The following is a 7,760-nucleotide window of genomic DNA, read 5'->3' as shown; positions in this document are numbered from 1 at the left end:
AAGGTGGGGTTGCCGCTCACGTCGGTACGCAGGACGAGCGTGTTGACGAAGAAGCCGACCAGGTCCTCCAGGGCCTCGTCCGTCCGGCCCGCGACGAGGGAGCCGACCGGGATGTCGGTCCCGGCGCCGGAACGGGACAGCAGGGCCGCGGTCGCCGCCTGCGCGACCATGAACAGGGTGACGCCGGACTCCCTGGCCAGCGCGGTGAGGGCCTGATGGGTCTCCGCCGGGCAGTGCACGGTGTGGGTGGCGCCGCGGTACGAGGCCACGGCCGGGCGGGGCCGGTCGGCGGGCAGGGTCGCCTCGGCGGGGAGGCCGGCGAGCGCCTCGCGCCAGTGGGCGAGCTGCGCCTCCTCGTCCCGGTCGAGCAGGTCCTGCTGCCACAGCGCGTAGTCGGCGTACTGCACGGGCAGCGGCTCCCACCCGGGCACCGTGCCCTCGGCACGATGGGTGTAGGCGGTGCCCAGGTCCCGCATCAGCGGGGTGGTGGACCAACCGTCGGAGGCGATGTGATGGACGACCAGGACGAGCACGCTCCGGGTCGGTGCGAGCGTCAACAGGGCGGCGTACAGCGGGAGTTCGTGGTTCAGGTCGAAGAGATGCGCGGACTCCTCCGCGATCCGGCCGGGCAGCTCGTCCTCGGTGACGGGGGTGACGGTGAGCGGCACGGTCACTTCGTCGGGGTGCGCGATGTGCTGCCGGGGTTCGCCGTCGGACACGGGGTAGCTCGTGCGCAGCACCTCGTGGCGAGCGATCACGTCACCGAGGGCCCGCCGCAGCAGTTCGGGGTCCACGGCGCCCGTCAGGGTCACGGTGAGCGGGATGTCGTACGTGGCGGAGGGGCCCTCCAGCTGGTCCAGGAACCACAGCCGCCGCTGGGCCGCCGACAGCGGGAGCGGGTCGTCGGAGCGCGGGACGACGGTGAGTGGGGGCCGCGGGGCCCGGCGCGCGCCGGTGGCGATGTGCTCGGCGAGCCGGGCGACCGTCGGGTACTGGAAGAAGTCCCGCACGGACAGCTCGGCCGCCAGGGCCGTGCGGACACGGCCGACCAGCCGGGTGGCGAGCAGGGAGTGCCCGCCGAGGTGGAAGAAGTCGTCGTCGATGGAGACCGCGGTGAGTCCGAGCGCGTCAGCGAACAGGCCGCACAGCACCTCTTCGGTGGGCGTCCGGGGCGCCCGCCCGTCGCCGCCGCCGACCTGTGGGGTGGGCAGCGCGCGGCGGTCGAGCTTGCCGTTGGCGGTGAGCGGGAGCACGTCCAGCCGCACGTAGGCGGACGGGACCATGTACTCGGCGAGTCGCTCGGCGCAGTGGGCGTGCAGGGTCTCGGCGTCGGCCTCTCCGACGACGTAGGCGACGAGTCGCTTGTCGCCGGGCCGGTCCTCGCGGACGATCACGGCGGCCTGTGACACGGCCTCGTGGGCGACGAGCGCCGTCTCGATCTCCCCGAGCTCGATCCGGAAGCCCCGCAGCTTCACCTGCTGGTCCGACCGGCCCTCGAAGACGACCTCCCCGTGCTCGTTCCAACGGGCCAGGTCACCCGTGCGGTACATCCGCTCCCCGGCCGGACCGAACGGGTCGGCGACGAACCGCTCGGCGGACAGCGCCGCACGCCCGACATACCCCCGGGCGAGGTGACTGCCGGCCACGTACAGCTCGCCGACGGTCCCGGGCGCGACCGGGCTCAGCTTCTCGTCGAGGACGTACATGCGCGTGTTGGCCATCGGGACACCGAGGTGAAGCCGGTCGACCACCCGCTCCGTGGGTCCGAACACCTGGTAGCTGCAGAAGACGGTGGACTCCGTGGGACCGTAGGCGTGCACGACCGTCGTCCGCGGGCAGGCCTCCAGCACCCGCCGCAGCGCGGACGCCGACAGCACGTCACCGCCCGTCCAGATCTCGCTCAGGCCCGCGAGCGCCCCCATCGCCTCCGAGGCCATGGCGTCGAACAGTGCCGTGGTGAAGTACATGGCGGTGATCCGGTGTTCGACGATCGCCCGGGCCAGTTCGGCGAGGTCCAGCTTCGGTGCGGGCAGCACGATCGCGGTGCCTCCACCGAGGAGCGGAACCCACAGTTCGTAGGTGGAGGAGTCGAAGGCCAGTGGGGAGTAGGCCAGGACCCGGCGGTGCCGCTCGCCCCACCACGGGTCCAGTGCCAACTCCACGACGTTGCGGTGGGTGTTGGCCACGCCCTTCGGCGTACCGCTCGACCCCGAGGTGTACATCACGTACGCCAACTGGTCCGCATGAAGCGGAACTTCAAGCGCATCCGCCTCAGCCTGGACATCCGGCGGGGCGAGCACCGTGAGCCCCTCGGCGGGGGCCTGCGCACGGTCCGTCACAAGGAGCCGCGCGCCCGTGTCGGCGAGGATGAACGCCAGGCGCTCGGCGGGCTGGCGCGGGTCCAGGGGGACATAGAAGCCGCCCGCCTTCAGGACACCGAGTACCGCGACGACGTACTCGACCGAACGGTCCAGGAACAGCCCCACGGCCGCACCCGGGACGACACCCTCGTCGGCGAGGCGGTGCGCGAAGGCGTCGGAGGCGCGGTCGAGTTGGCCGTACGACAGCTCACGCTCCCCGCACACCAGCGCCACCGCGTCCGGCGTGCGCGCGGCCTGAGCCCTGAACAGTTCGTGCAGAGCGCCCCCGGGCAGGGCGACAGCCGTGCTGTTGTACGCGTCGAGGTCGACGGCGGAGTGCTGATGAGACATGTTCTCGACACCATTCTCGAGAGTTCGGGGTCGCTGCTGCGAGGAGGCGGGCGGCCGGCGGGGATCAGGCGGCCGGCGGGGGATCAGGCGGCCGGCGTGGTCGGCCAGGAGGTCGGCTCTGTGGGCCAGGAGGACGGCAGGAGCAGGTCCTCGGGGTCGAGAGCGCCCACGTGGTACTTGCCGACCGCGCTGGTCAGCATCCGCAGTTCGAGGGCGAGCGCCTCGACCAGGCGGCGGAGTCCGTCGGTGCGGTCCTCGTCGGCGGCCAGAAGGGCGGCCCGGCCGAGGCCGACCGCTCGGGCGCCGAGCGCCAGGGCCTTGACGGCCCGGGTCCCCTCCCACATGCGGCCGCTGGCCAGCAGGCAGCGGTCGGTGCGGCCGACCCGCCGCAGGCACTCGGCGAGGGGCAGTCCGACGTGGGTGAGGAAGCCGGTCGGCGCCCAGGCGGTGCCGCCCTCGGCGCCGTCGACGGTCACGGCGTCGGCACCGGCCGCCCAGGCGGTGGCGGCGGCGAGGGCCACATCGCGTCCGGGGTGCAACTTCACCCACACCCTGACGCGGGGGAAGTTGTTGCGCATGAGCCGGATCTGCTGGCGCAGGATCTCCTCGGTGAACGTGCCGGGGCTGCTGACCCGCAGCACCTTGTCGCTGTCTGCGCCGAACACCTCGTCGGTGGCGTACTGCTCGGCGACCCGGCTCGCGGCGTCGCGGCCGAGGACGGTGAGGCCGCCGAGTCCGGGCTTGGCGCCCTGCCCGATCTTCAGCTCGAAGGCGAGCCGTCCGGTGGCGAGGAGCGGTTCGCTGACCGGGTCGCTGTAGACGAGGTTCCAGACCTCGGCGTCGGCGTCCTCGGTGGACTGCTGCACGGCGACACCGCCGTGTTCGTCGTCGACGGCCTCGGCGTAGGCGGCGATCCGTCCGAGCAGCGGGGAGACCCCGGCCTCGTCGGCGCCGCGGTAGCCGTTGACGGGGACGACGTTCTCGCCGATGACCAGGGGGACGCCGAGCCGGGCGGCCTGCCGGCCGACGGCCTCACCGAGGTCGTGGCTGGCGACCTGGGTGGAGCCGAACGCCGACACGTACAGCGGGAGCGGACTGGTGAACCCGCCGATGACCGTCTCGAGTTCGACGTCGCTGTACAGGGGTTCGCGGGCGAGGTCGATGAGCTTCTTCAGCCGGTCCGGCATGAAGACCGGCGGGACGATCCGCACGCCCTCCAGCTCGTCGTCGACAGGCAGCGGGGCGGCGCCGAGGAGTCCGCTGCCGTAGCCGGACTCGGCGGGGAACACGGCGGCGGCGCCGTGGCGGGCGCGGGAGCGGACCTGTTCCTCGGGGAAGCCGTCCGCGACGAGTGCGGCGCTCATGCCGACACCACCCCGGGCAGCTTGGGGTAGGCGCTGGCCTGCCAGACGGCCCGGCGTCCGGTGACGTAGCGCGTGAAGCGCTCCAGGCCGATGCCGAAGCCGGAGCTGGCGGGGATGCCCCGGCGGGCCAGGTCCAGGTACCAGCCGTACTTGGCGGGGTTCTCGCCGGTCTCCCGCATACGGGTGACGAGGGTGGCGTAGTCGTGCTCGCGTTCGCTGCCGCTGGCCAGCTCGCCGTAACCCTCGGGGGCGATGAGGTCGAAATTGCGCAGCACTCCCGGCTGTTCGGCGTTCTCCTTGTCGTAGAAGCCGCGCGAGCCCTTGGGGTAGTCGGTGATGAAGAAGGGCCGGTTCGCGCCGGCGGAGATGATCTCCTCCCCCTGCCAGTCGATCTCGGCGGCGGGATCCTGCGGGTGTCCCGCGGCGATCAGCTCGGCGGTGGCCTTCCCATGTCCCACCCGGCCGAAGGCGTCGGCGACGGCCACGCGCAGGGCGTCCGCGTCCCGGCCGAGCAGCTCCAGGTCGGCCGGCATCGCGGTGACGGCATCGGTGACGACGTGGGTGACGAGCCGCTCGGCGAGGTCCATCGCGTCCTCCCGGCGGGCGTCGCGGATCTCCACGTCGATCTGGTGGAACTCGGCCAGGTGCCGGTGGGTCACGGCCGTTTCCAGGGGTTCCAGACGGACGTTGGGGGCGATGTAGAAGATCTTGTCGAAGGCGAGCAGTGAGGCCTGCTTGTAGAGGATGGCGCTCGTCATCAGCTTGTACTTGTGGCCGTAGAAGTCGACGTCCACCTGCTTGGAGCCGCGGATGCCGGGGTCGGTGACCGGGCCGATGACGGGCGGCAGCAGCTCCTGGAAGCCGCGCGCGGTCAGGAAGGCCCGGGTGGCGGTGAGCATCCGGCTCTGCACCCGCAGGGTGGCCCGGGTGCGGGGATCGGCGAGGTGGGCGTCGGGCGTGGACGGCAGCGCGCCGAGCGCCTCGTCCACGGCCTCGGGGACGGTCGCGGTCATGGTCATACCTCCAGAAGCTCGGGGACGTGCGCGTCGTAGCGGCTCTGCACGTGGGTGAGGGCGTCGTACAGGCCCGCTGCGGTGAGCCGGGCGCCGCGGTGTGCGGTGACCTTGCCGATGGGCAGGGCGCCGATGTCGGACCAGGTCAGGCGGCCGTCCGCGTCGATGTGACTGCGGGTGCGGCCCGCGTTGTCGGGGTGCAGGCAGTAGGGGACGTCGAGGTAGCCGCGCTCGAACGCCTTCAGCAGGGCGGTGCCCAGGTCGGGGTCGAGGTCGAGGACGGCGTCGACCAGGGCGCGGCCTTCGTCGTAGACCGGGTTGTCGGTGGGGCCGTACGGTTCGGGAGTGGCCCGGGCCGCTGCCGCGGCCGCCGTGCGCAGGGCGCGTACGTTCTCGGCGACGGTCGGGATGCGGTGGGCCTCGGCATCGGTCTTGACGATCAGTCGTCGGGCGCCCGCTCGGACGGCGAGTTCGGCGGAGTGCTCCAGCAGGCGGTCGGCGCCGTCCCGGGTCCTGGGGTAGACGCCCATGTAGGTGTAGACGACGACGTGCCAGTCGGTGTCGGGCAGGAGTTCGGCGGCGAGCCGGCGCAGCGCGTGCACGGCCTGCCGGTCCTGTTCGGGGCTCGTCTGCTGGGCGTAGCTCAACGAGATGGAGCGCAGTCCGGCGCGGTGGAAGAAGACGCCTTCCAAAGCGCTGATGGCCACCAGCAGTCCCGGCGGGCAGAGCTGGCCGAGCATGCAGCCGCCGAAGCTCTCCAGGTGGGGCTCGGCGCCGAGCTCACGCAGGGCGGCCAACCGCTCGCAGGCCTCTCGCCAGTTGCGGACCGAGTCTACGAGCGGGGTGCGGCCGTAGGGCAGGCAGTAGGAGACGGGGCCGCCCTCGGTGGCGGTCAGGCCGAGCCGGGTGAGCGCGCCGACGATGCGCTGCGGGTGCGCGGAGCCGTGCCGGACCTGGACCGGGAAGGAGGCGTCCGGGATGCCGTCCAGGACCCAGTGTGAGGTGTGCGGGCTGTAGGAGGTGATGGGGTAACCGTTGAGCGGGACATCGGCGTCGAGGGCGCGCAGGGCGGCTGGTTCGTCGCCGACGCGGGTGTAGCTGTCGATGGTGAGGGTGCCGGCGACGGCGTCGGCCGCGCCCTTGGTGGCGAGCAGTCCGGCCCGCATCCGGGCGGGTGCGGCGAAGCCCATGCGGGGCTGCACCACGAGGGCCCCGCGGGCCGCGGCGGCGGCCACGAACCGGCCGAAGGAGGTCACCGTGCGGCCCCTTCCCGGGAGTCGGCCAGGGTGGCGACGTACGCCTCGAACGCGTCCAGGTTCCCGTCCTCCTGGAACACCGCGTCGAAGCCCGCCCGCAGCAGCCGGCCACCGGACTCGGTCCGTCCCGCCGCACCGTGGACGCCCAGTTTCCCGCCGATGACGGCGGGCAGCCGGACCAGTTCCCAGCGCTGCCGGAGCGCCCGGACCAGGTGCTCGGCGTCGTGGAATCCATGGCCGTTCACGCTGCTCACCACCAGCAGGTCGGGCTGGAACTTGCAGCAGGACTCGACGATTTCGTCCTGGGGAACGCACGGCCCCAGATTGACGACGTGGTGTCCCAGGTCTTCGAGCAGCAATTGAATGAAGACGAGATTCCAGGTGTGCGCATCGGACGGCAGTCCGGTGACAACGACGTCCAGCGGCCCAGATCGATCCCGGGACGCCAATTCCACAGGCTGCATCATCACTTGGTCCACATCAGGCGATGTCAATGGGAGAAGGAGCTCCTGGATTCGCTCGGAACTTCCTTTCGGCATCGATCGTAGGAACGCGCCGGCCGCTGTACCGGCGTCGCGGGCGGCAGCCGGGCGGCAGTTGCCGTCGCCGGTCCCGCCGCTCGCCCCGGGCCCGCATACAGTCGATTTCCGTCGCCGCACCCGTTCCGTCGAGGAATTCCAGAATTCCGAAGGAGTGGACCATGTCCCATATCGCCCCCGCCGATCCGCTCACCGAGGCGCTGCGCGAGGCCATGACCCGGGCCGATCGCCATGAGCCCGTGGGAGAGGCGAAATTCGCGGTGCTGGAAGCGGCGGTGCAGCTGCTCGACGCCGACCGCCCCGAACTGGCCGACCAGCCCCACCTGCGCACCGAACTTCTGCGCGAGGCGCTCGGCTCGGTGCGCGCCGCCGCGGTCGCGGCCGGGGTGGCCGTCACTCAGGCCCATGAGGTCGGGATACGGCGCGGGATGCCGCCCAACTGCCGTACGAGCTGCCCGTAGCGGCTGGCCCGGGTGCCTAGCCTCGAGTGAGCGGTGTGGCGCCGTATCCCCGTTCCATTTCCCGCTCCATTTCACGTTCCCGTTCTCGTTCCCGTTCTCGTTCTCTGTTTCACGGACCGACTGAGGTGGATCCCATGGCAACCAACCCGTTCGACGACACCGACGGCCGATTCGTCGTCCTGGTCAACGACGAGGGCCAGCACTCTCTTTGGCCCGCCCGTGTCAGCCGCCCGGAGGGCTGGCAGCAGGTGCGGGAGGAGGGCAGCAAGCAGGAGTGCACTGAGTACATCGAGGCCAACTGGACGGATCTGCGGCCTCGTTCGGTCGTTGCAGCGATGGGCGGCTGACCGCACCCAGGACGCCCAGCTCCTCACGCAGTTCGTCACGGTCCCCCTCCTCGATCGCCTCGACGAGCT

General features: G+C 71.8%; 7 protein-coding genes. 2 read left to right on the top strand and 5 right to left on the bottom strand.

What is annotated here, in order from left to right:
* The 5 genes from ACWDRW_RS39895 to ACWDRW_RS39875 form a co-directional block, all read right to left on the bottom strand.
* On the bottom strand, window positions 1-2,711 hold a 2,711-nt coding region (locus ACWDRW_RS39895; RefSeq protein ID WP_451733370.1), incomplete at its 3' end, for an amino acid adenylation domain-containing protein.
* 83 nt (window positions 2,712-2,794) lie between these two features.
* Entirely contained in the window at window positions 2,795-4,075 is a 1,281-nt protein-coding gene (locus ACWDRW_RS39890; protein ID WP_451733367.1) for a glutamate synthase-related protein, read from the bottom strand.
* The gene (locus tag ACWDRW_RS39885) at window positions 4,072-5,088 is read right to left on the bottom strand and encodes an asparagine synthetase A (protein WP_451733364.1); all 1,017 of its coding nucleotides are present in this window, start codon (window positions 5,086-5,088) and stop codon (window positions 4,072-4,074) included. Before ACWDRW_RS39885 ends, ACWDRW_RS39890 begins: the two co-directional genes overlap by 4 nt.
* A 2-nt stretch (window positions 5,089-5,090) precedes the next feature.
* The gene (locus ACWDRW_RS39880) at window positions 5,091-6,344 is read right to left on the bottom strand and encodes a methylaspartate mutase (RefSeq protein WP_451733362.1); all 1,254 of its coding nucleotides are present in this window, start codon (window positions 6,342-6,344) and stop codon (window positions 5,091-5,093) included.
* Window positions 6,341-6,808 carry a cobalamin B12-binding domain-containing protein gene (locus ACWDRW_RS39875; RefSeq protein ID WP_451733372.1) on the bottom strand — a complete coding sequence of 156 codons (468 nt, stop codon included), beginning with the start codon at window positions 6,806-6,808 and terminating at the stop codon, window positions 6,341-6,343. The genes ACWDRW_RS39880 and ACWDRW_RS39875 overlap by 4 nt, the downstream gene beginning before the upstream one ends.
* Window positions 6,809-7,044: 236 nt before the next feature.
* On the opposite strand from ACWDRW_RS39875, the gene ACWDRW_RS39870 reads away from it, so the two are divergent.
* Together ACWDRW_RS39870 and ACWDRW_RS39865 are read left to right on the top strand one after the other, a co-directional pair.
* Window positions 7,045-7,344 carry a hypothetical protein gene (locus ACWDRW_RS39870; RefSeq protein ID WP_451733360.1) on the top strand — a complete coding sequence of 100 codons (300 nt, stop codon included), beginning with the start codon at window positions 7,045-7,047 and terminating at the stop codon, window positions 7,342-7,344.
* 134 nt (window positions 7,345-7,478) lie between these two features.
* Window positions 7,479-7,691 carry an MbtH family protein gene (locus tag ACWDRW_RS39865; RefSeq protein WP_451733358.1) on the top strand — a complete coding sequence of 71 codons (213 nt, stop codon included), beginning with the start codon at window positions 7,479-7,481 and terminating at the stop codon, window positions 7,689-7,691.
* The last annotated feature ends 69 nt before the right edge of the window (window positions 7,692-7,760 follow it).

This window comes from Streptomyces sp. NPDC003635 (genome assembly GCF_053587635.1).
This window is presented reverse-complemented; position numbering and strand designations above follow the sequence as displayed.